Source organism: Methanobrevibacter sp. (assembly GCF_017406825.1).
Taxonomy (GTDB): Archaea; Methanobacteriota; Methanobacteria; order Methanobacteriales; family Methanobacteriaceae; genus Methanocatella.
The window spans coordinates 1-25151 of record NZ_JAFQXT010000048.1 but is presented as its reverse complement, the minus strand read 5'-3'; the positions used below and the strand labels follow the sequence as shown (position 1 = coordinate 25151).

Here is a 25151-nt window from a genome sequence, read left to right as displayed (position 1 = left end):
TGGAAGTTACTTAAAAGCATTTGAATATGGTATGCCTCCTCATGCTGGATGGGGTGTAGGTGCTGATAGATTAACTATGGTGCTTACTGGTGCTGAAAACATTCGTGAATGTGTACTCTTCCCAAGAGACAGACACAGATTGACTCCTTAGATAAATATGGAGAAATTCGATATAGCTATTATTGGCGGAGGTCCTGCCGGAATAATGGCCGCAATTGCCGCTAGCGGGACTTCTCGAGTAATATTGCTTGAGAAAAATTCCTCTCTAGGCCGTAAGTTATTGATGACAGGTGGGGGGAGATGTAACATTACCAACAACAAGCCAATAAAACAGCTATTAACTTTTTTTAATGATAAGAACTTTTTAAAGCACTCTTTTTATTCATTTACCAATGAAGACCTGTTTTCATTGTTTGATTTTGACTTTATCGAAGAGGATGACAACAGGATTTTCCCTGAAACCGAAAAGGCTGGTGATGTTTTAGAGGGACTAATTGACAAATTGGGGAATGTGACCATCAAATATAACTTTGAAGTAAAAAAGATTTCCGAAGATTTTATCATTAACGATTCAATAAAGGCGGATAAGATTATCATAGCCACAGGTGGCGCAACATATCCGCAAACCGGCTGCAATATTGAAAACTACTCCCTGACTTCACAGCCATTGACAGATATTAGATATGGCCTTAGCCCGTTGGTAACTACTAAAGATCTATCAGATATTGCCGGCGTTACATTGTATGATGTTGTCGTAAGCTATAAGAAAAGCAAGATTAGGGGAAACGTCTTGTTCTCACATGTTGGTCTGACAGGCCCCGCAATCATCAATTTAAGCAATGAAATATCTGAAGGTATAAGTTATAACTTATTAGAAGACGACCCTGAAGTCGATTTGGAAATAGCTATTGATTTGTGTCCGGACTATACCCGAGAAAATCTTCAGGAAAAATTCACAGCTGATTTTCAGATTAAGGGAAAAACAATGCTTAAAAACTATTTAAAAGCGTTTTTAACTAATAGTTTTATAAGTTTCTTTTTGGATGAAATTGGATTGGATGGGGATTTGCAATTATCCAGGGTTGATAAAAAGAGTAAAAACCGTCTGATTGAAAACTTAAAGAGATTCACATTTGAGATTTCCGATTTCAATAGTTCATTGGCTAAGATTACCATCGGAGGTGTTGATTTGAATTATCTGAATCCAAAAACATTGGAATCAACATTAACGGCAGGACTTTACTTTGCAGGCGAGGTTCTCAATGTGCATGGTCCGACTGGCGGTTATAATTTAAAGATTGCATTTTCAACAGGATATCTGGCTGGCTTTTCAGCCGGTGAAAAACATGATTAGTTTAATATACATATTGTCTGTATTTTTTTAGATAGATCTTCATCATCTTGATTACATATAATTAATCCGATGCAATAATGGATTTCCCCTTTAAACTATAGGAACCATCAAATATTATAATCATTGTTTATCGTTAGCTTTGAATAAGCTATGTTCGGGTTTGTTGGGTCTAATTGACACTCTATGGTTTATAAATTAAAAAATAATAAAGTTTATATACAATATATTTCATTAGAGTTTAAAATCCAATTCTGGGTACTTAAATTCTATTTGTATAAGTAAATTTAACTCAATGTCTATCTGTTCAAACATGTTTATCATGTTATAGGCATTGATTTAACTAATCATTATTGTTCTTATTTTAAAACTATAATTTTTCTTAAATCAAATTTGTATTATTTTTTTTGATGATTTATGGTATCCAAAATTGACAGTTCCTTAGTGATATTAAACATAATATTTAACATATATTTAATACATAACTAACATTATGACAGACAAAATGTTCATGGGTGCATCAACTAAACAAGGTTTGGATATTGCAAATAAAAGTAGAGAAATTATCCGAGGCCTTATTGGAGATGATGTTAAAGATTTGGAACCTATAGAAAGAGACATTGTTGAACGTATTGTTCACTCAACAGCAGATCCGGAATATGCAAAATTAGTAAAAATCAGTCCTGATTTTGTAGATGCAGCTATGGATTCCCTTAAAAATAAGGAAACCATTTTAACTGATATTAACATGGTTAAATATGGAATTACCAGATATGAAGGGGAAGTTGAGTGTTACATTAAAAATGAAGAAGTCATTAAAATAGCTAAGGAAAACCAAATCACAAGGGCGGCGGCGGCCATGAGATATGCTGCGGCCAATGATTTTGAAGGCATTGTCGTTTCAGGCAATGCTCCGACTGCTGTTTTTGAAGCGATGGACTTATATGAAAAAGGTGAAATGAATCTTAAGGCTATTGTTGGAGTTCCAGTTGGTTTTGTAGGTGCGGCCGATTCTAAAGAGGTGCTGCATAATTCTGACATTCCAAATATCATTGTCGAAGGACCAAAGGGCGGAACACCGATTGCTGTAGCTTGTGTAAACTCATTAGTACAACATTTGTAGTGTGATAAAATGAATTCTGAAGAACTGTTCAATGAATCAAAAAAATATTTCCCTGGTGGAGTGAATTCTCCTGTAAGGGCTTTTAAACCTTATCCATTTTTTGTTAAAGGTGCAGGTGGGTCTAAACTCACTGATGAAGACGGCAAAACTTACATTGACTATTGTTTGGCTTATGGACCTTTAATATTAGGTCATGCAAATCCTAAAGTTGTAAGGGAAGTTTCTAATCAATTGACTATCGGTACCGCTTATGGCGCTCCAACTGAAAATGAAATAACTCTTGCAAAGGAAGTGATTGACAGGATTCCATCAGCTGAAATGGTCAGATTTTGCAATAGTGGAACTGAAGCCACAATGAGTGCAATCAGACTTGCAAGAGGTTTTACAGGTAGAGACAAGATAGTTAAGTTTGAAGGCGCATATCATGGTGCCCATGATTATGTATTGGTTAAAGGCGGTTCAGGAGCCGCAACCTTACCTGATTCTCCAGGAATACCTGAAGATACAACAAAAAATACTTTATCTGTTCCATTCAACGATGAGGAAGCACTCACTGAACTGATTGAAAAGGAAGGAGAAAACATTGCCTGCATAATCATGGAAGTGGTAATGGGCAATGTCGGTTGCATTGAACCGAAACCGGGATTTTTGGAATTCATTAGAAAAATTACAGAAGAAAACGATATAATTTTAATTTTTGATGAAGTCATCACCGGTTTCAGGGCTTTCCGTGGTGGAGCTCAGGAATATTATGGCGTCACTCCCGACCTGACAACTCTAGGTAAAATCGTGGGAGGGGGCCTTCCGATGGGTGCATTTTGCGGTAAAAGGGAAATCATGGAGTTGATTGCACCGCAAGGTCCGGTTTATCAGGCAGGTACTTTTTCAGGAAACCCTATATCAGTTCAAGCGGGCATTTCTACTTTAACCCAGTTAAATGATGATTTTTATAAGGAATTGGAACGTAAAGGAAATTTCCTCAGAAGCAATATTGCATCAATAATCGATGATGAAGGGTATAATATCCAGCCTGTCGGGCTTGCTTCAATGTTTCAGATTTATTTCAATCCTGCACCGGTTTATAATTATGCCGATGCACAGGAATCTGACAGAAAACAATTCCTGAGATACTTTAAGACCTTGTTGAAACAGGGCGTATTTATTCCTCCATCCCAGTTTGAATGTAATTTCATTTCAAATGCACACAGCATGGAAGATTTGCAAAGGACTTCAGATGCTATTGAATTAGCACTGGAAGCCGCATTTAAAAAAAGAAGAAGGTAATGTAAATGGAGATTGACTTTAAAGAAATCGCATCATATGTGATTATTCTCATAATTGTTTTGATTGCCGCTCAGCATTTAAATGTTGTTGTTTCTGGCAGTATGGAGCCGGCATTCTATAGGGGTGACATCGTTTTGGTTGAAAAGGCAAACTTTTTAGGAATCAATGAATTCGACCCTAGTGCCGTTGAAGTTGGAGATGTGGTTGTTTATGATGCTGCATGGTATGATGAACCGGTAATCCATAGAATCATTAATATTACGGATATTAACGGAACCACGATGTATGTGATTAAAGGGGATAATAATGACAAGGCAGACCCTTATTATGTAACTTCCGACCAAATTCAGGAAAAAGTAGTTACATTCAATGATAATTTAGTCATTATTCCGAAAATCGGTTATCTTTCCCTCTGGTTAAGAGGTTTATAATTATTATAGGTGAGTTAATGTATTTTGAAATAGAAAAACAAGCTATTGATGCCATTAATAAGGCATTGGATCAGTATGATGTGGAAGTTGATAGGAATTTCAGGTTGGATTTTCCACCGAACCCTAATTTAGGCGACCTTGCAAGCACTATTGCATTCGAGCTTACTAAAAAATTAAGGACTTCTCCTCCGGAAGTTGCAAAAGACTTGGTTGAGAAAATTGAAGTTCCAAAAATATTCAGCAAAGTTCAGAACTTCGGTCCTTATGTTAATTTCTTCATCAATTATGATGAATTCGCAAAGCTATTGCTGGAAAAGGTTGATGATAATTATGGTCAGCTTCCTTCAACCGGTGAAAAGATTGTCCTGGAACACACTTCAGCAAATCCAAACGGTCCGCTGCATATAGGACACATCAGAAACTCTGTTTTTGGTGATTCACTTTCAAGGCTTTTAAGGTTGGGCGGAAGGGACGTCACAACCCAGTATTATGTGAACGATATGGGTCGTCAAATCGCCATTATCGTCTGCGGCATAACCGAATGCGGCTTTAAGATTGAAGATTATGAAGGGGACAAACTGGACCATAAAATCGGTAAGCTATACTTTGATGCCAACAAAGCCGTTGAAGAAGATGAAAATCTGGCAAGTAAGGTAGATGAACTGATTCAAAAATATGAAGAAGGTGAAGACGATGAATTAAATGCAATCTTCGAGCAAGTAGTTTCAAGTTGCATCTCCGGAATGAAGGAAACGCTTCAAAGAATGAATATAAATCATGATGATTTCGTATGGGAAGGACAGTTTGTCAGAAGCGGTGAGGTCGACGAGTTGGTCTACTATATTCAAAGGGAAGGATTCACCCGTGAGGATGATGTGCTCTACATTGACTTGACAGACTTCAACATTGAAAAGGAATTTGTTTTGCGCCGTTCAAATGGAACTTCACTTTATTCCACTCGTGATTTGGCTTATCATAAATATAAAGCTACATTAGGCGACACTGTACTTGATATTTTAGGTTCAGATCACAAACTGGCCGCTGAGCAGATTAGAGTCATATTTGAAGAAATCCTCAGACAAACACCTCCTGAAGTTATATTTTATGAATTCATCACATTGCCTGAAGGTTCAATGTCAACAAGAAGAGGCAAATTCGTATCCGTCGATGATTTGATTGATGAAGCCGTTTTAAGGGCAACTGATGAAATCAAATCAAGAAATCCTGATTTATCCAATGAAGAGATTGCACCAATGGCTGAAGAGATTGGTGTAGGGGCCGTCAGGTTCTTCATTGCTAAACTATCCCCTGAAAAACACCTGACTTTCAAATGGGATGAAGCTTTAAGCTTCGAAAGAGGATGCGCTTCAATTCAATATGCACATGCAAGGGCATGCAAGCTGCTTAAAAAATCAGGTAAGGATATAAGCTCTTTGGAAGTTGCACAAGATTGGACTCCTGATGAAATTGAACAGGACCTGGTAAGGCAAATCGCTAAATTCCCACAGGTGGTTGATGATTGCGCCGACAAAATGAGAGTTCACAATATTACACAATACTGTCAGGATTTGGCCGGTTCATTCAACAGATTCTACAAGTCAGAACAGGTAATCGGTTCTGATGTGGAAGATACAAGATTAATCTTAGTTGATAGAGCTAGGATAACCATTAAAAACGCTTTGGATATTTTAGGTGTTTCCGCACCTGAAAAAATGTAGATGAGTTATTAACTCATCTTTAATTTCTTTTTTTTTTAATCGATATACACGATATAATCTTCTTTTCTAGGCAATGGTTCCGGTGCTTCCATATCAGGATATCCCAAAACCACATGGCCAATCCCTTCATAGGTTTCTGGAATTCCCCATTCTTTTAGGAGTTCTTTTCCTTTCTCGCTTTGGAACTCGTCATATGCCCTGTGAATCCAGCATGAGCCGACACCGATAGCGTGGGCGGCATTTACAAGAACTGTCAATACACTTGAACCGTCTTCCTTCCATGTTGGAACTTCACCGTTGGCTAAAACGATCAATAATGTTTTTGCGCCATAGAATGGATCCAAATCGTCCGGAACTTCTGTCGGGAAGAAACTTCTGTTCCATGCTGAAAGTTCCTTGATTGTATCGGGATTTTGAATAACAACTATTTTCGGTGATTGCAGGCCTCTTGCGGTTGGTGCGTAGGTTCCTGTTTCCAGGATGGTTTTTAAATCTTCATCTGAGATTTGTTCATCTTTGAATTTTCTGATACTTCTTCTTGTTTTCAGGTTTTCTATAGTTTCGTTCATATTAACTCCTCACAGATTTTTATTAGATAATCTCTGAAATCATCATATTCGTCTTCACTCAATGATTTTTTAATTTTTTCGTCCCATTCGTTATCATAATCCATTATAGTCTGGGCTATTTCAGCACCTTTTTTGGTGGTTTTTATGATTTTTTTCCTTTTTTTGGGCGTTTTTGTGATTAAACCTTTATTCTCAAGTTTTTCAAGGTTTCTTGTAACTGTGCTTTCATTGATATGGAGTTCCTCTGCCAGTTCCTCCTGACTGATTGCCTCATTCTTGTAGGTTTTTATCAATAAAGGGTATAATCCTGAACTTAAGTCCACATCTTTTAACTTGTTATTAATGAATGTTGTCTGTTTTCTGTGGAGCAGGGAAACAAGAGGTGGAGTCGGGATGTCTTCATCGAATGGCATTGTTCTGGCTCCTTATTAATTTGTTGATATACAATTCGATGCAAGCGTAGCATATAAGCGATCCTATTCCTCCTCCCAGAAGCATTCCGGAGTATATTCCAAATTCTCCCATGTTTAATGTGAATCCCAACAGATATGCGAATATCAAAACCAGAATGAATTCCCTGAATGTTGTCAGGATAAATGATATTGTTCCTTTTCCAACTCCTTGGAATACATTACCGGCACTTGCTCCAAACGGCACATATAATATGAATAGACACATTATCTGCAGGAATCCTGCAATCAATGGCGCTAATCCGGAGCTGTTTTCTGAGTATGAAAATATCAAAGCAATCTGGTTTGCGAATACATATAGGATTATGCACACTATTATTGATGCTGTCAGGGCCACTTTAACAGCATATCTTGCTGTTACTCTTAGATTTTCATATTTGCGGGCTCCATATGCCACTCCTGCAACTGATATTGCGGCTGTTCCAACTCCTATCGCCGGCAACATTCCGATATTCACTATCCTCCATCCTGCAGTATAGACGGCCACTGATGTTGGTCCGGACACTATTGTTAGCATGAAATTCACGAAGATTGTGAGAACGGACAGTACCAATTGTTCAAGACTTGCCGGAATACCTACCACTAGAATATCCTTGTACATCCTGAAGTCATTGTGGAAATCTTTTTTGTTGTAAGAGAGATATGTGTCCTTTTTAATGAATATCCAGTAGAACATTAAAAGCAAACTTATGAACGGTCCAATCGCCGTTGCCCATGCGGCTCCCGCAATCCCCATGTTTAATGTGTATATGAATATTGGATCTAAAATCATGTTTATTATTGCGGCCAATGCTATCGGCAGGGTTGCCCTTTTAATGTCTCCTTCTGCCCTGAATGCGCCGCCGACTATTGGTGGCATTAAAAGTCCTATAGTCCATGCGAATATTATGAAACCGTATTCTGTTGCATAATCTAAAACTGAAGATGCTCCCATCAAAATAAGCAGGGGCTTGAGAAATGCGAGAAATATGGCCGTAATTATTAAGGAGACTATTAAGCTTAGAATCATGTTATGGATTGCGGCGTTGTTTGCAGAATGTTTGTCTTCGGCTCCGATGTATCTTGAAATCAATGAATTTCCACCTGCTCCCAGTCCGTTTCCGAATCCTACCATTATCATAAATAATGGTGTGACATATCCTAATGCTGCCAGGGGTTCTGCACCAAGGCCCGCTACCCAGATACTGTCGATAATGTTGTTTGCAAATATTAGAAACATGCTGGCTATTATCGGCAAGGATAATTTATTGATGGCCTTTTTTGGGTCTCCTGTAATCATTTCTACATTTTCATTTTTTTCCATGGTTTACCTCTCTTGCATATGCAATTATACTCTTGTATATGCAATTGTTAGTATTTAAAGTTAATGTTAAATATTTTTAATCATAAAACTTTAATCAAATAGGAGACCTTATCATGAAAGTTTTAGTTGTTGGAACTGGTGCTCGTGAGCATGCAATTGCTGACGGTTTAAAAGATGATGTTGAGTTATACTGCTACATGAGCAAAATAAACCCCGGAATGTCCAAAATCGCCGAATTCAAACAAGGCGATGAAGGGGAAGTTGAAAAAGTAGCTCAATACGCTGTTGAAAATGATATTGACATTGCATTTATCGGTCCTGAAGCCCCACTTGGAAAAGGAATAGTCGACGAACTTCAAAAGAATGGAATCAAATGCGTTGGACCAACCCAAAGTGCAGCAAGAATCGAAACCGATAAGTCATTTATGAGAAAACTCTTTGAGGACTATCAAATCGAAGGGTCACTTGTCTACAAAGTATTCGACAATTCCGAAGACGTTTCAAAATTCCTTGACGAATTCGACAAACAGGTCGTAGTAAAACCTGTCGGATTGACCGGAGGTAAAGGAGTTAAAATTGTCGGAGACCACCTTAAGGATAATGAGGAAGCAAAAGAGTACTCTTGTGAAGTCATTGATAATGTAATGGGCGGATTTGCTCAAGTAATTATTGAAGAAAGGCTCATAGGTGAAGAGTTCACAATCCAGGCATTCTGTGATGGGGAACACCTAGCTCCAATGCCTGCAGCACAGGACCATCCTCATGCGTTTGAAGGCGATGTCGGTGCAATAACCGGTGGAATGGGTTCATACTCAGATGTCGGAGGACTATTGCCATTCTTAACTCAGGATGATTATGATAAAGCAGTAGAAATAATGCAGGCAACAATTAAAGCCATTGCTGAAGAAGCAGAACCATACAAAGGTATCTTGTATGGCCAGTTCATGCTGACTGCTGAAGGACCTAAACTCATTGAATATAATGCAAGATTCGGTGACCCTGAAGCAATGAATGTATTGCCACTCTTAAAAACTCCATTGGCAGACGTCTGTCAAGCAATCGTTGATGGAACTCTTGATGAAGTGGAATTTGAAGATAAGGCCAGCGTATGCAAATACATAGTGCCAGACGGATATCCTGAAACCGAATATGCAGGAGAACTCATCGAAGTCGATGAGGAAGCTATTGAGGATTTGGGCGCCAAGGTATTTTATGCTGCGGTTTCACAGGAGGATGACGGAATTCACATGTCCGGCTCCAGAGCATTAGGTATTGTAGCCAGTGGAGAATCCATTGAAGAGGCTGAAAAAATAGCTGAAAAAGCATGTGAATTTGTAAAAGGTAACGTTTACCACAGAAGAGATGTTGGAACAACAGAACTTGTAAATAAACGTATAGAACACATGAAAGAAATTTTAAACTAAATTTCTTTTATTTTTTGTGGTGATTTTTATTTCTCAAAGTGAATTTGAAGAACTGAAAAAGCAGCTTTTGGATGATTTTGCTGATTTAAGTGAAGAATTTGATGATGAAACTCTTCAAAAAATCAGGGATCTTAAAGACGATATTAAAGAAAAATATTCCGACACTCCCGCCGAGGAAAAGTTCGATGACCTCAAGATGAGTTATTATGATAGATTCATGAACTCTTTCGAAAGGAACATCGATGTTGATCCCGGAAGATTGCTGGGCCTAACTGACGGCATTTTCGGAATGGTAATGACCCTTTTGGTATTTGGCGTTGCATTGCCTGAAATAGAGCTTTTAACCTCCGGGGATTTTGTTGCTTTCATATATTCAATCACTCCAACAATAGGAATCACCCTTGTAAGTTTCATATTGGTCAGCTCCTTTTGGGTTTACCATCATGAATTCATGAAAATCACCAGTCTGAACATTCCTTTTTTATGGATGCATATTTTCTATCTGGCATGCATTTCATTTATCCCATTTTCAACTTCCGTCATAGGATACTACTCCCAGTTTTTCCTGGCCAATGTAGTTCTAGGCATAAACATATTGCTGACAATTATTTTATTCATGTTAATGTTCAGTTATGCTTCAAATAGAGGATTTTTAGAAAAAACACCTTCAAAAAATGAAAAAAGATATATTTACACCACATTTTTCATTATTATGGGTTTGACAGTCATTGTAAACCTCTTAGATTTCAATGTATCCAGCAACTTCATTTACCTGTACTTTTTAGTCCCTGTAATATCGACCCTCAGGGATATCAATTTTAAAATGAGCTCATAGAAACATTTAATATATATTACAAAGATATACTTATTTTTGTTAAGATTATTTGGGGAATTTCAAATGAGCAGTTTATTATCTATCAGTGATATCAAAGACGATGTGAAATACATTCTTGATTTGGCCAGCAAAATCAAAGCGGGCGAAACGGAAGATAAACCTCTTGAAGGCAAGACATTGGCGATGATTTTTCAAAAGTCATCAACCCGTACCAGGGTTTCCTTTGATGTTGGAATGTACCAGTTAGGTGGAAGGGCCATCTTTTTATCATCCAATGATCTGCAGATGGGCAGAGGAGAACCGATTTCCGACACAGCCAAGGTCTTAAGCCGTTTTGTCGACGGAATAATGATAAGGGCCATAAAACATTCCGATGTAGAGGAATTGGCCAGACATTCCGATGTGCCTGTCATTAATGGACTGACCGATTTGGAACACCCTTGCCAAGCTCTTGCCGACATGCTGACAATCAAGGAACATTTAGGTGACTGGAAAGGCAAGAAAATCTGTTTTGTCGGTGATGGAAACAATGTATCAAATTCCCTTTTGTTAATCGCTCCGTTGCTTGGTATGGACATGTCAGTTGCCTGTCCTAAAGGTTATGAGCCTAATGAGAATATTCTAAAGACTGCTCAGGAATATGCCGATGAAAACAATACTGAAATAACAATAACCGATGATATCGGCTTGGCAATGCAGAATGTCGATGCGGTTTTCACTGACGTTTGGGTGAGCATGGGAGATGAGGCTGAAGCAGAACAAAGAAAAATGGATTTCGCCCCGTTCCAAGTAAATTCCGATTTAATGAGTCTGGCTAATGATGGAGCTATTTTCCTGCATTGTCTGCCTGCAATTCGTGGTCAGGAGGTAACTGCCGAGGTTATTGATGGACCTCAATCTGTAATTTACGATGAGGCGGAAAACAGAATGCATGCCCAGAAGGCTGTCTTATACTATTATTTGAAATAGAGTTATTCTTAACTCTAATATCTAATTATAAAGCCCCCATTATTGCAAATATTATAAATATTCCAATTAGGCACAAACAACATGAAAGGGCATTTGAATCACCGTTAGAGGTGCTTGTTGTAGTTGAGCTTGAAGTGTGTGTTTTTTGTTCATTGTCTTGAATTTCAACAACTTCCGGTTTTTTGACTTCTTCTATTAATTTTTCTCCGCAATTTCTACAGTAGACTGCATCGTCAGGATTTTTTTCTCCACATTTTCTACAATACACTCAAAATCCCCCTTATGATTATTTTTAAAAATATTATTAAACCTATTCCGCCAATAAAACCTGTTATGAACCTTAAGTTATTTGTACTTTCCCTCGGGCCGAAATATTGTGTGATGCCATCAATTGCCACAGGAATCATGAGTATCATCGAAATGAATAGCATGTTTAAATCATACGGATGCCTGTAAAAGAGGTTAAATATCAGATATACAACTAAACCGGTGTAAAAACCGGTGCATCTGGCACAGACTGGAAACTGATGGCCTTTGATAAAGAAACTTCTTTCTGGAATTCTGTGGCACATGTATTTTGCCGGATTCATAGTATCAACACAATTTGCTAACATTAATATTATTTTCAATAATTATATATATTTTTGTATACAAAAAGTTTTACATAATAAATAAAAAGGTTTTTAAAATGAGAGGCGGAGAAGCGATAATTGAATCCCTCAAAAAGATGGGGGTTAAAACAATATTTGGTTATCCTGGCGGACAAACCATACCATTCTATGACATGTTATATGATGCAGACATAGATCATATACTTGTTAGACATGAACAGTGCGCAGCTCATGCAGCTGACGGTTATGCAAGAGCATCTGGTCGTGTGGGTGTGTGCTTGGCAACCTCAGGTCCGGGAGCAACCAATCTTGTAACTGGTATAGGAACAGCTTACATGGATTCTTCTCCAATTGTGGCTATTACAGGTCAGGTTCCAACTCACTTGATTGGAAATGATGCATTCCAGGAAGCAGACATTATTGGAATCACAATGCCTATTGTAAAATACAGTTTTCAACCTAAAGATTCAAACTTATTACCTTCCATAGTCAAATCCAGTTTTGAAATTGCTTCCAGTGGAAGGCCAGGGCCTGTTTTAATCGATGTTCCAAAGGAAGTTCAGGAGGGGGAATTGACAGAGTTCAGAGACGATTTAATAGAAACCCCTGGTTATAATCCAACCATTAAAGGCAATATTCGACAAATCAAGAAGGCCCGCGACCTAATTAAGCAGGCTAAAAAGCCGATGATTCTTGCGGGTGCAGGCGTAATCATATCAAATGCCTGCTGCGAACTGAAGGAATTTGCACAAACAATCAATGCTCCTGTTGTAACTTCACTTTTAGGAAAAGGGGCCATCGATGAGACCAGTGATTTGGCATTAGGTATGCTGGGCATGCATGGAAGAAAAGTTTCCAATGATTATATCAATGAGTCTGATTTGTTAATAGCTATTGGTGTAAGATTTTCAGATAGAACCACAGGCAGACTGGATAGTTTTATTCCCGATTCAAAAGTTATTCATATTGATATAGATCCTGCAGAAATCGGAAAAAATGTTGATGTGGACTTGCCGATTGTAGGCGATGCTAAAAATATCTTATCCTCATTGAATAAGATTTTAAGTAATTATGAGGTATCATCTGAAGTAAACAATTGGACTGATATGATAAAACAGAAAAAACAAGAGTTACTTCCTCGTGTCACTTATGATGATGTGCCTTTAAAACCTCAAACAGTTATCAAGGAAATTTCAGAGGTTTTAACACCTGAATCCATATTGACAACTGATGTAGGCCAAAATCAAATGTGGGCAGCACATTTCTTTGACACTCAAAAGCCACGTAAATTCATCTCATCAGGAGGTCTTGGAACCATGGGATTCGGATTCCCTGCAGCCATTGGTGCTAAAGTTGCCTGTCCTGATGATGTTGTCGTGTCAATAAACGGTGACGGTGGATTTTTAATGGTTTGCCAGGAATTGGCCACCGTTAAGGATTATGACATACCTGTCATTGCGGTTGTTTTGGAAAACAGAACCCTGGGAATGGTATATCAATGGCAAACACTATTATATGATGGAAGACATTCACAAACCAAGTTTAAAGACAGTCCTGACTTTGTAAAACTTGCAGAAAGTTTTGGAATTAACGGAGTTAGAATTACAAAACCTGGAGAAACCAAAGAAGCATTATCAAGTGCAATCAAAGACAATGAACCTATATTGTTAAATGTCGTAATCGATTCTGAAGAGACTTTGCCGATGCTTCCTCCTGGCGCCGGAATCAATGAGATGATTGGCGAATATAAGCTTGAAAAGGATGTGATTTAAATGGATTCAAAATACCATGTCATTTCAACATTAGTCGAAGACAGACCGGGTGTATTGCAAAAGGTAGCAGGAATGTTTAACAGAAGAGGATTCAACATTGACAGCATAACAGTTGGAAATTCAGAGGTAGAAGGATTGTCCCGTATGGTAATAACCGTTCATGCAGATGATAAGGGCTTGGAGCAGGTTACCAAACAACTTAACAAACTGGTTGACGTCATAAAGATTAAAGATATTACTCAAATTGCTGTTAAAAGGGAATTATGCCTTGTAAAGGTAAGTGTTCCCGATGAAAAGGCAAGGGCTGAAATAATGCAGTATACAAATATCTTCAGAGCAAAAATTCTAGATGTAACAGAAGCGTCATTGATTATTGAGCTCACTGGAGATAAACAGAAGATCAATGCATTTTTATCTTTAGTAGAAAGCTATGGAATAATTAGAATAGCACGCACTGGCCTTACAGCCATGTCAAGGGGAGTATAAATATGACTATATTGGAAAATGTTTTAGAAGACAATAAGAAATTTGTAGAAAGTTTTGAAGGCGAAGAAATGTCTCACCATGCGGCTAAAAAGTTAGCTATCCTAACTTGTATGGATTGCAGACTGATTGACTTTTTCGAACCGGCACTAGGCCTTAAAAGAGGAGATGCAAAAATCGTTAGAAATGCAGGAAACTCTATTGTAGGTGAAGATGCCATCAGATCAATTGGTGCAGCCTTATACAACCTTGGTGCTGAAGAAGTATTGGTTGTAGGCCACACAGAATGCGGCATGGCTGGTGCAGATGTGGATGCCTTAAAAGAAAAGATGATTGCACGCGGCATCAAAGAGGAAGACATTGCAAAATATGACCTTGCAGAATGGATCGGCGGATTTGAAGATGAAGAGGAAAACGTTAAAAACGTTGTAGAAAAAATCAAAAACCATCCATTGATTCCGGACGTGCCCGTACACGGTCTAATAATCGATATTGTAACCGGTGAGTTGAAAGTTTTAGTAGATGGTTATTAGTTCCATCTATTTTCCTTATTTTTTTCATGAAAATTCTTCTAATAATTCTAAAATATATTTCGATCTAGATTTAGAATTTTCTAACATTTGAGGTAATGGTTTTGTGGTTATTTTATCATAATCTGCTTCATTTCTCATTTTTCTTAGTTTGTTTAGGTTTCGAGAGATCATTCTACATTTTTTGTCATTTTTATAACGGGGGTGCTCGTTGAAGATTTTTCTAGTTTCTTGGTGCACATTTCCTCTTTTTTCTCCAGTCATGATTCTTTTAGAAGTAGTATTCAAATAAGCTGCTTTCTCATTTATCAAATCTCTTGATGAGCAAAATGCACTATAATAGAATCTACTAATTCCTGTTCTTTGTGTTGCAGGATTTTCATCTTCAATATATGAATCTCCTAGTTCATAGAACTCTTTCCAATCAAATGGTTCTTCTTTTGTCATTTTCATACTCCATCAATATTAAAATTTTATCAACACTGTCCCAATCATATTTTTCATATAAATTGTTTTCCAAGCTTTTTTCTTTTTCAAAAGATGATTTTTCATCAAATGAAGAAAAAATGCCAACTTCTAAAATCAGTTCTGATTCTTGAAATTCATCATAGAATTTAATTTGCATGTCATCGTCTGGAAATTCTTTTCTAATTATGGAAGGTAGTTCAAAGATAATTTTTTTTAGTTCTTCATCTTCATCAATAAATGAAATTATATTGTCAAGGTCATTATTTGGGATTTTAAAATTATTTTTAATCAATTCAACAAGGTCATTATTATTAGATTTAAGATCTACACTTCTGGTATATGATGGTACTGATTTTTGAAATTCTAATTTCATTTTTCTTCCTCAAAATTTTTTGAAATTTAATCTGTATTATGTTATGTCTGGTATATATAGTTTAACTTTAAATTAGCCTTTTTTTAATGAAATAAAAGCAATATTGTAGCCATATTATATTTTTAATATTTAAAATTAATTTTTAACTTTAAGTTACTTTTATTAATATAAAAAATCATAATTATTAAGTGATATTTTATATGATATCTTGATTATTATCAAATTATTTTAAAGAGATGATTTTAAATGAAAATGTATTACGACGATGATGTAAATACAGATGCTCTTGAAGGAAAAACCATAGCAGTAATCGGTTACGGTTCACAAGGAAGAGCACAATCTAGAAATATGGCTGACAGTGGAGCTAACGTTATTGTAGGTTTAAGAGAAAACGGTAGCTCTTGGAACTTAGCAAAAGAAGATGGAATGACCGTGAAAACTATTGAAGATGCTTCTGCTGAAGCTGATATCATTCACATCTTGCTACCTGATGAAATCCAAGAAAGAGTTTACAATGAACAAATTGCCCCTTATGTTGAAGCAGGCAACACCATTTCATTCTCCCACGGTTACAACATCCATTTCGGATTAATAAAACCTGACGAAACCGTAAACATAGTAATGTTTGCACCAAAAGGACCTGGATCCATGGTAAGAAGAACTTACGAAGAAGGATTCGGTATTCCAGGTTTAGTCGCAGTCGAACAAGATGCAACCGGCGATGCTCTACAGTTAGCATTAGGCATGGCAAAAGCATGTGGATTAACCAAAGCAGGTGTTTTGGAAACCACTTTCCAAGAAGAAACTGAAACTGACCTGTTCGGTGAACAAACCGTTTTATGCGGAGGAATCACTGAATTGATTAATGCAGGATTCACAACTCTGGTTGAAGCAGGTTACCAGCCTGAAATCGCTTACTTTGAAACTTGCCACGAAGTAAAATTAATCGTAGATTTAATCTATGAGAAAGGTTTTGCCGGAATGTGGACCGATGTAAGTAACACTGCTGAATACGGTGGTTTAACCAGAGGTAACAGAATCATTACCCAAGAAGCTAAAGACGGCATGAAAGCGGTTTTAAAAGAAATCCAAGACGGCACTTTCAAAAAACAATGGGCTGATGAAAACGCTACCGACGGAGCTAACTTGAAAGAAATGAGAGCTGCCGAAGGTAAAAAAGACATTGAAATTGTTGGTGAAAGACTCAGAAAAGCTTGCGGATTACAAAAAGACGATTAAGTCTTTTTCTTTCTTTTTTTTATTTTTATCATTAATATAACACGTGGTAATCATGGTATTTATTGGAATGGACCATGGAACAACTGGAATTTCTTTTTGTTTGATGTCCCAGGATGGGGAAATAATAGATATTTTCAAAATTGATAGAGAGGATTCCAAAAGCGGCAAAGTATCCGCTATCGAAGAGCTATCCAAAAGAACAGATCTTGATTCCGTTAAGCTAATGGCAATCACATACGCAATGGGTGACGGATTCAATAAGATTCTCCCGATTGAAAAGGTTGAGGACAGGGGAATATTGTCAATCAACGGTGCCGGCAAGGTTACAGGAGGGGGAACTTCCGTATTTTCCGAGCTGGAAAGTTCAGATATTCCAACCATTATGATTCCCGGCCTTCACAAGGATTCCACTTCATTAAATGAGTTGTTCAATGCCGCTTATTCTCACCAGGCAAGCCCGGAAAAGGTGAGCATTTCATATAATGCAGTCAAGCAGACCGGATGGAAGAACTTCATTGTCGCAGACATTTCCTCCAATAGCGTAGACATTCTGATTGAAGATTCCAAAATCAAAGGGGCGATGGATGCCTGTATTGGTGCCATGGGAATTGTGCATGGGCCAATCGATTTGGAAATGATACGTGACATTGATGAAGGCAGACGCACCGCCAACGAATGCTTTTCACATGCCGGAGCCATTAAGATTGCAGGAATCGACGGCAAAGTGGCCAACATGAAAAATCAGCTGCTGGAAAACTATAGAAACGGCGATGAAAAGGCAAAACTGGCCATTAACACTTTGATAATGACCGTGGCAATGGAAATAGCCGGTTTGGATATGGTCTGTGAAAATGACATTGAAGGCATTGTTTTGACAGGTTCTGTTGGAAGTGCAACCGAACCGTTCAACTTTGAAGATGAAATCAATAAGTATTTCAAGAATAAATATGAATTAAGGGTAATATCAAAGGAATCTGGTGCAATAGGTGCTGCTCAAATAGCTAAAGATGTTTATAATGGTAAAAATAATATTTTGGGTATAGAAGTAGATATATGATAGAATCATATTTTCTACAATAGATTTTTTTTGGGCGTTAAAATAGTGATGGACTTATTCCTTTAGGCTAACGTATACGATATTTCCGCCTTTTAAGGTTTGGATGCCGTCATCCTTTTCTAAAACGATATTTAAGTAATTGTCAATAGCTATTATCTTTCCTTCAGCTTGGTTATTGTCTCTTAATTCTACAGTCACATTTTTATTTTTAAATTGTCTGAATAGTTTATTTACTTGTTCTCTTTCTGTCATGATTTTCAATCCTTTTACAGTATATTATAATTAATCTTTTAGATTTATATACTTTAATGTTTTAATATTATACCATGGCAATTAATCAATTAGAAAGTAATTTGGCAGCAATTACCAGAACATTGGCTCAGCTTGAAAAGGACGGTTGTACCGACGAAAAGATTCTAAATGAACTTCGTCAGGAAAGAGATAAAATTCTTAAAGATTTAAATATCTAAAAAATCTTTTAAGTCTTTCATATCTTCAGTCAAATCTATTTTTAATGGAGTTATTGAAGTTTTATGCAAATTGCGCAATACATAACCGTCGCTTCCAGGCAAGTGTGATGTATACGGTTCACCGTCAATCCAGTAATATGGCTTGCCCCGTGGATCAATGCGTTTTTCAATAACCGGATTGTACATCCTGTCACTCAAATGAGAAATTTCAAACTCATCGTCTGAAGGATCGGCAGGAACATTAACGTTTAATAGGTCAATTCCTTCAGGTAATCCTTTTTTTAAAACGATTTTAGCTAATTTATTTAGCATTTTTTTGGCAAATTCAAAATCAACTTCAATGGCACCGTTTTCGAACTTGATGTCATCTCGTGTAACTTCCTGGGAGATTGCAATTGTAGGAATGCCGAAGCTTGCCGCTTCAATCGCCGCACCCAGCGTTCCTGATGTTGTAAGTTCTGATTTTCCAATGTTGAAACCGGTATTTATTCCGGATATCATGATGTCAGGTTTTTCGTCCATAATTTCAAATAATGCGAGCGTAACGGCATCGGTCGGTGTTCCGCTGACTCCATAGCCTGCACTGCCATCCTTTAAAGTATGTTCATTCATTCTCAATGGTTCATATAAAGTCAATGCATGACCGATTCCGCTTTGTTGAGTTTCAGGAGCCACTACATAAGTTTCACATAAGTCTTCAACTGCATTTTTACAGGCAAGGATTCCTGAAGCTGTTATTCCATCGTCATTACTGATTAATGCTTTCATATACTTTATTGGGTAGTTTATTTTTTAAATAATTTTAGGTTGAATGGCCGGTTATAAAAAACTTTAATAACAATTTGTTTCATAAGTTATAATGTTATTTAGTAAAAAACACATGCGGGTGGAAACTTGGAAAAACCACAATTGATTAATTTTATAGCGAAAGTAATGGAGGACTCCGGTTTTAAGGTTTATAAGAATTTTAAAACCTCGCAAAAGGTCATTGACATATATGCAATTCTACCCACAACAATTGGGGATTTTGGAGTAGTTGTAGCATGTAAAAATTATGATAAGGAGTTCAGAATTGGCGTAGATGTATTGAAGGAAATGGAAGAAGTGCAGGAAAGTCTTAAAGCTTCTAAAGTAACTATTGTAACTTCAGCTTATTTCTCAGAGCAGGCTAAAAACTATGCTCTCAGGAAAAATATTAAGCTGGTTGACCGTGACAATCTGCTTGAAATGGCTAAAAAGTATCAGGACAGAACTAACCAAACAACTCTCGACAATACGCCTTATGACGGTGGGGCGTCAGCCTATATTGAAGAGGAATATCCTGAATATACCTATGATGCTTCAGATATGGAATACATCATGCAGAGAAGGGATGCACAGCCTCATTTCTATAAAAATACATTGTACAGACAGATTGATGAAGACCAGCCTAGAGGAATTTCCTCATTGTTGAACAGGAAACCTGCACGCAGAACAGGCAGTTTAAGTCCTTATACTCAAACCAACTTATACAATTATAATACAAGGCCAAGCAGATTTGGTCCGGATTCATTGTTCTTCAGAATAGTTCAAAATCCTATCGGGTTGATTTTGCTTGTCGTTATCGTATCCTATCTTATTTCTGTTATTGCAGGATTGTTAGGAATGGATGCAGGCATGGTCGGTTTGGTGGAAATGTTCGTCGCATTGGCGCTGGCTTATGGATTGTCATTCTATACAGACAGAAATGCGGATTTCATCGTAAAAGGAACATTCGTATTCTTCATTTCATTAATCATTTTAATTATCCTGATTTTTGTATAGGATAATTAGAATATAGATTAAACCTATCAGGTATAAAAACCAAATCATAATGTCTGTCGGTCCGGTTTCTATCCAGATAATTGTGTGTGTTAATATTATGGAGTAAATCCCCACTCCGATTCCTTTTTTTAATTTATGGACCAGTTCCAGAAACATTCCCATAAACAGCATTTGGATGGTCAATCCAATGTATCCGAAATCAAGCATCACAGGTCCGAAGAGTGTTGAAGTCAAACAGACTGTATAGTGCAGTACATATTCTCCAATGAAAGTTCGGGGACTTCCGGATGAGAAAATCATGCTTAATATATGTCCATTTGTGGTTCCTGCCAACGGAATGATTTTTTCAAAGACTTCCAGGGTGAATGCAGCACGGTAAAAGATCAGTTCCAAGGGATTCAGTGTCCAGTGCTGGCCTGCAATTGACTGTGAAGCGATGTAGCCGACAGCCATTAATCCAATCACTATCGCCGCTATGAACAGTATTGCGAATTTTCTGGAGATCTTTTCTAAATAGTATAATGTGATGAAAGAGCTACCTAAAATTCCTAAAACTGAAGTTCTGTAGCCGTTCAGGCCAAATATCAGAGCTCCGATTATTATTAAAGCCAAATATTTCCGGTTATAGTATTTTGCAAGAAGCAGATTCAGCATGATTAAAAATAATGGATAGGCTATTCTCCAGATGTTTGTGGTTGCATTTGCCTTTAGGGTGCTGTTGAATAGTGGAATGCCTCCTAAAAGAACCAGATTGAGTGCCTGCAATATTAAAGCTATTATTGTCAGTGCTAAGATTAATTTTTCGCTTAGAAATGTTATTTCCTTTCCTTCGACATTTGTTTTGTATTTTACGAGTAAAACGCCGATTGCAAATACGATGCAGGCAAAAATAATTGTTAAAATCACTTCCAGTTTCAAGGGATCTTCGAATCTGTAGTTGAATGACCCGATATAGCCCATTGCAAGAAACGCGAGCATTCCAACAACAAGAATCATCGGATTGAAAAAATCAGTTTTATTTTTCATGCTAATCTCCTAGCTCCCTTGCAGAAATTGCCAAATTTCCTCCAAAGTCGGGCATTGCAGCCACATGGGTGTGAACATAGCTTGCAAGAGTGTTCTTTTCCATAAATCCGTCTTGCAAATCATATGACCCTTTGCCTCTTGTAATCTTAAATGCCAATGGATGTTTCAATTCATTAACAATGACTTTTGAATAATGGAATTCGTGGCCGTGGAACACTTCTCCTTTTTTGGAGATAATATTGTCCTCCTGCACTTCAGCTATTGTGTATTTCAGGGCCTGAACGCGGTCTGTCAAAACGGCCTTGTATGGATAAACGTCAACCACCTTATCCTCATGTATGGAGTTCATGAGATACATCAGTCCTCCGCATTCGGCAAAGATTGGCCTTGATTCCTCATGGAATTGCTTGATGTCTTTTAGCATTTGGTAATTGGCGGATAATTCTTTTGAGAATAATTCCGGATATCCTCCGCCGATGTATAATCCGTCAACATCAGGCAGGTTTTCATCGTTTAATGGTGAGAAATATTCTATTTTAGCATTGTTGGCTTCCAGGGCCTCGATGTTTTCCTTGTAATAGAAATTGAAGACTTCATCGTATGCAACACCGATTTTAACATGTTCCTTATTTAACTTATTCCAGATAGGTTCGAGTTCGGAATTTATTTTAGGTGCGGTTTTGGCTATTTCAACCAGTCTGTCGAGATCAATTGATTCCTTGATTGTTTTTGACCAGATGTCAATGAACTTGATTGAAGTTTCCCTTTCGCGTGCAGGAACAAGTCCTAAATGCCTTTGTTCAATGGAAATACTGTCGTCACGAACAATACCTCCAATTACTTCGGTTTTGGTTATTTCCTCAATTGACCTTTTTGTTTTCTCATAGTGCGCTTTGTTTTTAACTTTGTTGAGGATGACTCCTGCAATGTTGACTTCGGGATCCAGTGATTTGAAGCCCAATACAAGAGCGGCTGCACTTTTAACCAAACTTCTTGAATTTATAATCAGTATTACTGGCGCCTTTAATGATTTTGCAACGCTGGCAGTGCTTCCAATATCATTTATTGAGTCGATTCCTTCATATAATCCGCGCACGCCTTCGATGACTGCAATGTCTTTACCATTCATTCCCTTAAGAAACGAATCCCTGACTTGACCTTCCTTCATGAAAAATGAGTCGAGGTTTCTTGAAGTGTTTCCGGTGGCCAGTGTATGGTATGACGGGTCGATGTAATCTGGCCCCACTTTAAATGGCTGGACATTATATTTATCACTTAAGGCTTTCATTATTCCGGTTGCAATTGTGGTTTTCCCAACTGCACTGCCGGTTCCTGCTAAAATGATTCTCATAATATTATATTATGTTGCTTTTAATATACTTTTAATGTAGCATATTTTTTTTCCTAATTTTTATATAATATTAGTAATATAAAATAAATCACTAATATATGGTGATTAAATGAGAATACTTCTTATTCATTCTGATTATTTGAATTATAATGTGAAAAAAGAAACACCTGTAGCCGAGGAAATCGAAGAAGCAAAAAAACAAGGCTCCTTTGATGATTCTTTAGTAGTATTTACAGCTGTTGAAAAAGATGACGAAAATAATCCAGAAGGTATTGTTGAAAACTTAGTTAAAGAGGTTTTAAAAACTAATGATCAAGTTCAAGCTGAAAATATCGTTCTCTATCCATATGCTCACTTGTCTTCATCATTAAGTTCTCCAAAAGTCGCCGTTCAAATCCTAAAGGATGCGGAACAGGCACTTTTAGCTGAAAACTTAACAGTTCAAAGAGTACCTTTCGGATGGTATAAGGCATTTGAAATTTCCTGCAAAGGACACCCATTGAGCGAACTTTCAAGAACAATAACCGCAGAAAAAGAAGAGGCAAAAGTTGAAAGGAAACCTTCAAAATGGCAAATCCTTGAAGGAGACAAGATTACCCAAATCGATGATTTCAACTTCGAAAACCGTGCATTCAAACAATTGGTCGACTATGAACTCGGTCGCGGAGCTTCAGACGAAGGAGAACCTCCACACGTTAAGATCATGCGTGAAAAGGAAATCTGTGACTATGAACCTGCATCCGATGTGGGAAACCTCAGATGGTATCCGAAAGGAAAACTTATCAGGGACCTTTTGGCGGATTACGTTTACGACCTGACAGTTGAGCGCGGAGCAATGCCTGTCGAAACCCCAATCTTCTATGACCTGGACAACCAGGCAATATACGAGCACGCTTACAAGTTCGGTGAAAGGCAATACAGAACAGACACCAAAAAGAATCTCATGCTAAGGTTTGCGGCATGTTTCGGTGCATTCAGACTGATGTCCGATTCATATTTGACCTGGAAAAACTTCCCTGCCAAAATCTTTGAATTGACCAGATACAGTTTCCGTTATGAGAAAAAAGGAGAAGTTGTCGGGCTTAAAAGATTAAGGGCATTCACCATGCCTGATTGCCACTCATTCTGCACTGACGTGCAGGCATCACTTGAGGAATTCTCCCAGCAAACCGACATGTGCATGCAGACAGGCGTGGACTTGAACCTTGACTTTGAAGTGATCTTCAGGGCAACCCAGGACTTCTTTGATGAAAACGAAGAGTGGATGTATGAGATTGCAAGAAAATTCGAAAAACCAATTCTCTTGGAAATCCTGCCTGAAAGGCACCACTACTGGGTATGCAAAATAGACCTTGCAAACATCGACGCATTAGGCCGCCCTATCGAAAACCCAACCGTGCAGATAGATGTTGAAAGCGGTAAAAGATTTGACATTACCTATTTGGGTGAAGACGGCAATCAGCACAACCCGACAATCCTGCACACCTCCCCAACCGGAAGTATCGAAAGGGTGTTATGCGCAATGCTTGAGAAAACAGCTATCGAAATCGATGAAAGAGCACCTATGCTTCCAACCTGGTTAAGCCCAATTCAAGCAAGGATTTTAACTGTAGGAGAATCTCACAAGGAATTTGCAGAAGAATTATATTCAAAAATCAACTCTGCAAACATCCGTGTGGATATTGACGACAGGGATGAAAGCGTCGGCAAGAAAATCAGAAACGCATCACAGGAATGGATACCTTACATCTTTGTAGTGGGAGACAAGGAAGCCGAATCAGGCAAGTTCCAGGTAACCGTACGTGAAACCGGCGAGAAAGTCGACATGACAGTCGACGAATTAATCAATGAAATTAATGCTAAATGTGAAGGAAAACCGTTCAGAAGATTACCTTTACCAAAAGATATCTCAAGAAGGATTAACTTCCAATAGTTTATTAAAAATGAAAATTATATTATAATATGGAGGAAATTTAATGGACCCAATGTATAGAATAGGAGAAGCTCTTATTGGAGACGGCCCAGAATTAGCACACGTTGACTTATTAATCGGTGACAAGCAAGGACCAGTCGGTCAAGCTTTCGCTAATGGTTTATCTAACCTTTCCGTAGGCCACACTCCACTAACAAGTGTAATCAGACCTAACCTAATGACCAAACCGGCAACTTTAATCATTCCTAAAGTAACCGTCGGTGATTTGGATGACGCAAGCAAAATATTCGGACCTGCACAGACCGCAGTTGCAAGAGCTGTTGCAGATGCAGTGGAAGACGGATACATTCCAAAAGACATTGTTGAAGACATTGTAATCAATGTAAGTGTATTCATCGACCCTTCAGCTGAAGATTACAGAAAAATCTACCAATACAACTATGGAGCAACCAAATTGGCTATCAGAAGAGCAATGGAAGGTTACCCATCAATCGAAAAAGTGCTTGCAGAAAAAGACCGTGGAACTCACCCAATCATGGGATTCAAAGTCAAAAAACT

At 37.7% G+C, this 25151-nt stretch carries 29 protein-coding genes; 18 read left to right on the top strand and 11 right to left on the bottom strand.

Translation table 11 applies throughout. From position 1 onward, the window contains the following. The 6 genes from IJF99_RS08615 to argS form a co-directional block, all read left to right on the top strand. Positions 1 to 151 (top strand): amino acid--tRNA ligase-related protein (locus tag IJF99_RS08615; protein WP_292794297.1); only part of this gene is annotated, 151 nt, incomplete at its 5' end. Positions 152 to 157: 6 nt separating this feature from the next. Beyond that, positions 158 to 1354, top strand: coding sequence for an aminoacetone oxidase family FAD-binding enzyme (locus IJF99_RS08610; protein WP_292794293.1), 1197 nt, complete (start codon positions 158 to 160; stop codon positions 1352 to 1354). 490 nt (positions 1355 to 1844) lie between these two features. Continuing rightward, positions 1845 to 2474 (top strand): cobalt-precorrin-8 methylmutase, encoded by a 630-nt coding sequence (locus tag IJF99_RS08605; RefSeq protein ID WP_292794291.1) that lies wholly within the window; start codon positions 1845 to 1847, stop codon positions 2472 to 2474. Positions 2475 to 2483: 9 nt separating this feature from the next. Continuing rightward, positions 2484 to 3758 carry a glutamate-1-semialdehyde 2,1-aminomutase gene (gene hemL, locus IJF99_RS08600; protein ID WP_292794288.1) on the top strand — a complete coding sequence of 425 codons (1275 nt, stop codon included), beginning with the start codon at positions 2484 to 2486 and terminating at the stop codon, positions 3756 to 3758. A 5-nt stretch (positions 3759 to 3763) separates the two neighbouring features. After that, the gene (locus tag IJF99_RS08595; protein WP_292794285.1) at positions 3764 to 4189 is read left to right on the top strand and encodes a signal peptidase I; all 426 of its coding nucleotides are present in this window, start codon (positions 3764 to 3766) and stop codon (positions 4187 to 4189) included. 17 nt (positions 4190 to 4206) lie between these two features. After that, a complete protein-coding gene (argS, locus tag IJF99_RS08590; protein ID WP_292794282.1) occupies positions 4207 to 5907 on the top strand; it encodes an arginine--tRNA ligase in 1701 nt (566 codons plus the stop codon). A gap of 35 nt (positions 5908 to 5942) precedes the next feature. Here argS and IJF99_RS08585 read toward each other — a convergent pair whose 3' ends face one another. Genes IJF99_RS08585 through IJF99_RS08575 form a run of 3 tightly spaced genes read right to left on the bottom strand, consistent with a single transcriptional unit; the run spans position 5943 to position 8249 of the window. Beyond that, entirely contained in the window at positions 5943 to 6476 is a 534-nt protein-coding gene (locus IJF99_RS08585; protein WP_292794279.1) for a nitroreductase, read from the bottom strand. Continuing rightward, a complete protein-coding gene (locus IJF99_RS08580) occupies positions 6473 to 6889 on the bottom strand; it encodes a MarR family winged helix-turn-helix transcriptional regulator (protein ID WP_292794277.1) in 417 nt (138 codons plus the stop codon). Before IJF99_RS08580 ends, IJF99_RS08585 begins: the two co-directional genes overlap by 4 nt. Next, the gene (locus tag IJF99_RS08575) at positions 6876 to 8249 is read right to left on the bottom strand and encodes an MATE family efflux transporter (protein WP_292794274.1); all 1374 of its coding nucleotides are present in this window, start codon (positions 8247 to 8249) and stop codon (positions 6876 to 6878) included. The genes IJF99_RS08580 and IJF99_RS08575 overlap by 14 nt, the downstream gene beginning before the upstream one ends. A gap of 113 nt (positions 8250 to 8362) precedes the next feature. Between IJF99_RS08575 and purD the strand changes: the two genes are divergently transcribed. The 3 genes from purD to argF all read left to right on the top strand — a co-directional run bounded on the left by purD (position 8363) and on the right by argF (position 11477). Next, positions 8363 to 9673, top strand: a complete 1311-nt coding sequence (gene purD / locus IJF99_RS08570) for a phosphoribosylamine--glycine ligase (protein WP_292794272.1) — start codon at positions 8363 to 8365, stop codon at positions 9671 to 9673. 19 nt (positions 9674 to 9692) lie between these two features. Beyond that, positions 9693 to 10508 carry a TMEM175 family protein gene (locus IJF99_RS08565; RefSeq protein ID WP_292794270.1) on the top strand — a complete coding sequence of 272 codons (816 nt, stop codon included), beginning with the start codon at positions 9693 to 9695 and terminating at the stop codon, positions 10506 to 10508. Between the two features lie 63 nt (positions 10509 to 10571). Then, a complete protein-coding gene (gene argF / locus IJF99_RS08560; RefSeq protein WP_292794268.1) occupies positions 10572 to 11477 on the top strand; it encodes an ornithine carbamoyltransferase in 906 nt (301 codons plus the stop codon). 25 nt (positions 11478 to 11502) lie between these two features. Here argF and IJF99_RS08555 read toward each other — a convergent pair whose 3' ends face one another. Next, positions 11503 to 11745, bottom strand: coding sequence for a zinc-ribbon domain-containing protein (locus IJF99_RS08555; protein ID WP_292794266.1), 243 nt, complete (start codon positions 11743 to 11745; stop codon positions 11503 to 11505). Then, complete coding sequence (locus IJF99_RS08550) at positions 11735 to 12091, bottom strand: DUF2085 domain-containing protein (RefSeq protein WP_292794264.1); 357 nt, start codon at positions 12089 to 12091, stop codon at positions 11735 to 11737. Before IJF99_RS08550 ends, IJF99_RS08555 begins: the two co-directional genes overlap by 11 nt. Before the next feature lie 74 nt (positions 12092 to 12165). Here IJF99_RS08550 and IJF99_RS08545 point away from each other — a divergent pair, with 74 nt between their 5' ends. The 3 genes from IJF99_RS08545 to IJF99_RS08535 are packed head-to-tail and all read left to right on the top strand — an operon-like array spanning position 12166 to position 14876. Beyond that, the gene (locus tag IJF99_RS08545) at positions 12166 to 13860 is read left to right on the top strand and encodes an acetolactate synthase large subunit (RefSeq protein ID WP_292794262.1); all 1695 of its coding nucleotides are present in this window, start codon (positions 12166 to 12168) and stop codon (positions 13858 to 13860) included. Next, positions 13861 to 14346 carry an acetolactate synthase small subunit gene (ilvN, locus tag IJF99_RS08540; protein WP_292794260.1) on the top strand — a complete coding sequence of 162 codons (486 nt, stop codon included), beginning with the start codon at positions 13861 to 13863 and terminating at the stop codon, positions 14344 to 14346. A gap of 2 nt (positions 14347 to 14348) precedes the next feature. Beyond that, positions 14349 to 14876, top strand: coding sequence for a carbonic anhydrase (locus tag IJF99_RS08535; protein ID WP_292794258.1), 528 nt, complete (start codon positions 14349 to 14351; stop codon positions 14874 to 14876). A gap of 24 nt (positions 14877 to 14900) precedes the next feature. Here the strand turns inward: IJF99_RS08535 and IJF99_RS08530 are convergent, their stop codons facing one another. Next, on the bottom strand, positions 14901 to 15320 hold the full coding sequence (locus tag IJF99_RS08530; protein WP_292794256.1) for a hypothetical protein: 420 nt from the start codon (positions 15318 to 15320) through the stop codon (positions 14901 to 14903). Then, positions 15298 to 15714 carry a hypothetical protein gene (locus tag IJF99_RS08525; RefSeq protein ID WP_292794254.1) on the bottom strand — a complete coding sequence of 139 codons (417 nt, stop codon included), beginning with the start codon at positions 15712 to 15714 and terminating at the stop codon, positions 15298 to 15300. The genes IJF99_RS08530 and IJF99_RS08525 overlap by 23 nt, the downstream gene beginning before the upstream one ends. Before the next feature lie 246 nt (positions 15715 to 15960). On the opposite strand from IJF99_RS08525, the gene ilvC reads away from it, so the two are divergent. Together ilvC and IJF99_RS08515 are read left to right on the top strand one after the other, a co-directional pair. Beyond that, positions 15961 to 16953 carry a ketol-acid reductoisomerase gene (gene ilvC, locus IJF99_RS08520; protein ID WP_292794252.1) on the top strand — a complete coding sequence of 331 codons (993 nt, stop codon included), beginning with the start codon at positions 15961 to 15963 and terminating at the stop codon, positions 16951 to 16953. Between the two features lie 52 nt (positions 16954 to 17005). Continuing rightward, positions 17006 to 18010 carry a methanogenesis marker 12 protein gene (locus tag IJF99_RS08515; protein ID WP_292794250.1) on the top strand — a complete coding sequence of 335 codons (1005 nt, stop codon included), beginning with the start codon at positions 17006 to 17008 and terminating at the stop codon, positions 18008 to 18010. A 54-nt stretch (positions 18011 to 18064) separates the two neighbouring features. Here the strand turns inward: IJF99_RS08515 and IJF99_RS08510 are convergent, their stop codons facing one another. Next, positions 18065 to 18262 (bottom strand): LSM domain-containing protein, encoded by a 198-nt coding sequence (locus tag IJF99_RS08510; RefSeq protein ID WP_292794247.1) that lies wholly within the window; start codon positions 18260 to 18262, stop codon positions 18065 to 18067. A 74-nt stretch (positions 18263 to 18336) separates the two neighbouring features. Between IJF99_RS08510 and IJF99_RS08505 the strand changes: the two genes are divergently transcribed. Continuing rightward, entirely contained in the window at positions 18337 to 18480 is a 144-nt protein-coding gene (locus IJF99_RS08505; RefSeq protein WP_292794244.1) for a hypothetical protein, read from the top strand. On the opposite strand, the gene surE is transcribed toward IJF99_RS08505, so the two are convergent. Continuing rightward, positions 18469 to 19248 carry a 5'/3'-nucleotidase SurE gene (gene surE / locus IJF99_RS08500; RefSeq protein WP_292794241.1) on the bottom strand — a complete coding sequence of 260 codons (780 nt, stop codon included), beginning with the start codon at positions 19246 to 19248 and terminating at the stop codon, positions 18469 to 18471. The two genes, IJF99_RS08505 and surE, sit on opposite strands and share 12 nt — an antisense overlap. A gap of 126 nt (positions 19249 to 19374) precedes the next feature. Here surE and IJF99_RS08495 point away from each other — a divergent pair, with 126 nt between their 5' ends. Next, positions 19375 to 20283 (top strand): restriction endonuclease, encoded by a 909-nt coding sequence (locus IJF99_RS08495; RefSeq protein WP_292794238.1) that lies wholly within the window; start codon positions 19375 to 19377, stop codon positions 20281 to 20283. Here IJF99_RS08495 and IJF99_RS08490 read toward each other — a convergent pair. Together IJF99_RS08490 and cfbB are read right to left on the bottom strand one after the other, a co-directional pair. Beyond that, positions 20260 to 21309, bottom strand: a complete 1050-nt coding sequence (locus IJF99_RS08490; RefSeq protein ID WP_292794235.1) for an oligosaccharide repeat unit polymerase family protein — start codon at positions 21307 to 21309, stop codon at positions 20260 to 20262. The genes IJF99_RS08495 and IJF99_RS08490 overlap by 24 nt on opposite strands. Before the next feature lies 1 nt (position 21310). Further along, on the bottom strand, positions 21311 to 22660 hold the full coding sequence (gene cfbB / locus IJF99_RS08485; RefSeq protein ID WP_292794233.1) for a Ni-sirohydrochlorin a,c-diamide synthase: 1350 nt from the start codon (positions 22658 to 22660) through the stop codon (positions 21311 to 21313). 109 nt (positions 22661 to 22769) lie between these two features. Here cfbB and IJF99_RS08480 point away from each other — a divergent pair, with 109 nt between their 5' ends. Continuing rightward, complete coding sequence (locus IJF99_RS08480; protein ID WP_292794231.1) at positions 22770 to 24593, top strand: threonine--tRNA ligase; 1824 nt, start codon at positions 22770 to 22772, stop codon at positions 24591 to 24593. A gap of 52 nt (positions 24594 to 24645) precedes the next feature. Continuing rightward, the coding region (locus tag IJF99_RS08475; RefSeq protein ID WP_292794295.1) for a bifunctional 5,6,7,8-tetrahydromethanopterin hydro-lyase/3-hexulose-6-phosphate synthase at positions 24646 to 25151 on the top strand (506 nt) is incomplete at its 3' end.

What these genes read in the sequence shown, in the direction of transcription:
- IJF99_RS08530 (WP_292794256.1), bottom strand. Translation starts at nt 15,320, where the DNA reads ATGACAAAAGAAGAACCATTTGATTGGAAAGAGTTCTATGAACTAGGA.
- cfbB (WP_292794233.1), bottom strand. Translation starts at nt 22,660, where the DNA reads ATGAGAATCATTTTAGCAGGAACCGGCAGTGCAGTTGGGAAAACCACA.
- surE (WP_292794241.1), bottom strand. Translation starts at nt 19,248, where the DNA reads ATGAAAGCATTAATCAGTAATGACGATGGAATAACAGCTTCAGGAATC.
- IJF99_RS08525 (WP_292794254.1), bottom strand. Translation starts at nt 15,714, where the DNA reads ATGAAATTAGAATTTCAAAAATCAGTACCATCATATACCAGAAGTGTA.
- IJF99_RS08605 (WP_292794291.1), top strand. Translation starts at nt 1,845, where the DNA reads ATGACAGACAAAATGTTCATGGGTGCATCAACTAAACAAGGTTTGGAT.
- IJF99_RS08595 (WP_292794285.1), top strand. Translation starts at nt 3,764, where the DNA reads ATGGAGATTGACTTTAAAGAAATCGCATCATATGTGATTATTCTCATA.
- IJF99_RS08585 (WP_292794279.1), bottom strand. Translation starts at nt 6,476, where the DNA reads ATGAACGAAACTATAGAAAACCTGAAAACAAGAAGAAGTATCAGAAAA.
- IJF99_RS08510 (WP_292794247.1), bottom strand. Translation starts at nt 18,262, where the DNA reads ATGACAGAAAGAGAACAAGTAAATAAACTATTCAGACAATTTAAAAAT.
- IJF99_RS08575 (WP_292794274.1), bottom strand. Translation starts at nt 8,249, where the DNA reads ATGGAAAAAAATGAAAATGTAGAAATGATTACAGGAGACCCAAAAAAG.
- purD (WP_292794272.1), top strand. Translation starts at nt 8,363, where the DNA reads ATGAAAGTTTTAGTTGTTGGAACTGGTGCTCGTGAGCATGCAATTGCT.
- ilvC (WP_292794252.1), top strand. Translation starts at nt 15,961, where the DNA reads ATGAAAATGTATTACGACGATGATGTAAATACAGATGCTCTTGAAGGA.
- IJF99_RS08515 (WP_292794250.1), top strand. Translation starts at nt 17,006, where the DNA reads ATGGTATTTATTGGAATGGACCATGGAACAACTGGAATTTCTTTTTGT.
- argS (WP_292794282.1), top strand. Translation starts at nt 4,207, where the DNA reads ATGTATTTTGAAATAGAAAAACAAGCTATTGATGCCATTAATAAGGCA.
- IJF99_RS08505 (WP_292794244.1), top strand. Translation starts at nt 18,337, where the DNA reads ATGGCAATTAATCAATTAGAAAGTAATTTGGCAGCAATTACCAGAACA.
- ilvN (WP_292794260.1), top strand. Translation starts at nt 13,861, where the DNA reads ATGGATTCAAAATACCATGTCATTTCAACATTAGTCGAAGACAGACCG.
- IJF99_RS08550 (WP_292794264.1), bottom strand. Translation starts at nt 12,091, where the DNA reads ATGTTAGCAAATTGTGTTGATACTATGAATCCGGCAAAATACATGTGC.
- hemL (WP_292794288.1), top strand. Translation starts at nt 2,484, where the DNA reads ATGAATTCTGAAGAACTGTTCAATGAATCAAAAAAATATTTCCCTGGT.
- IJF99_RS08580 (WP_292794277.1), bottom strand. Translation starts at nt 6,889, where the DNA reads ATGCCATTCGATGAAGACATCCCGACTCCACCTCTTGTTTCCCTGCTC.
- argF (WP_292794268.1), top strand. Translation starts at nt 10,572, where the DNA reads ATGAGCAGTTTATTATCTATCAGTGATATCAAAGACGATGTGAAATAC.
- IJF99_RS08480 (WP_292794231.1), top strand. Translation starts at nt 22,770, where the DNA reads ATGAGAATACTTCTTATTCATTCTGATTATTTGAATTATAATGTGAAA.
- IJF99_RS08490 (WP_292794235.1), bottom strand. Translation starts at nt 21,309, where the DNA reads ATGAAAAATAAAACTGATTTTTTCAATCCGATGATTCTTGTTGTTGGA.
- IJF99_RS08610 (WP_292794293.1), top strand. Translation starts at nt 158, where the DNA reads ATGGAGAAATTCGATATAGCTATTATTGGCGGAGGTCCTGCCGGAATA.
- IJF99_RS08535 (WP_292794258.1), top strand. Translation starts at nt 14,349, where the DNA reads ATGACTATATTGGAAAATGTTTTAGAAGACAATAAGAAATTTGTAGAA.
- IJF99_RS08545 (WP_292794262.1), top strand. Translation starts at nt 12,166, where the DNA reads ATGAGAGGCGGAGAAGCGATAATTGAATCCCTCAAAAAGATGGGGGTT.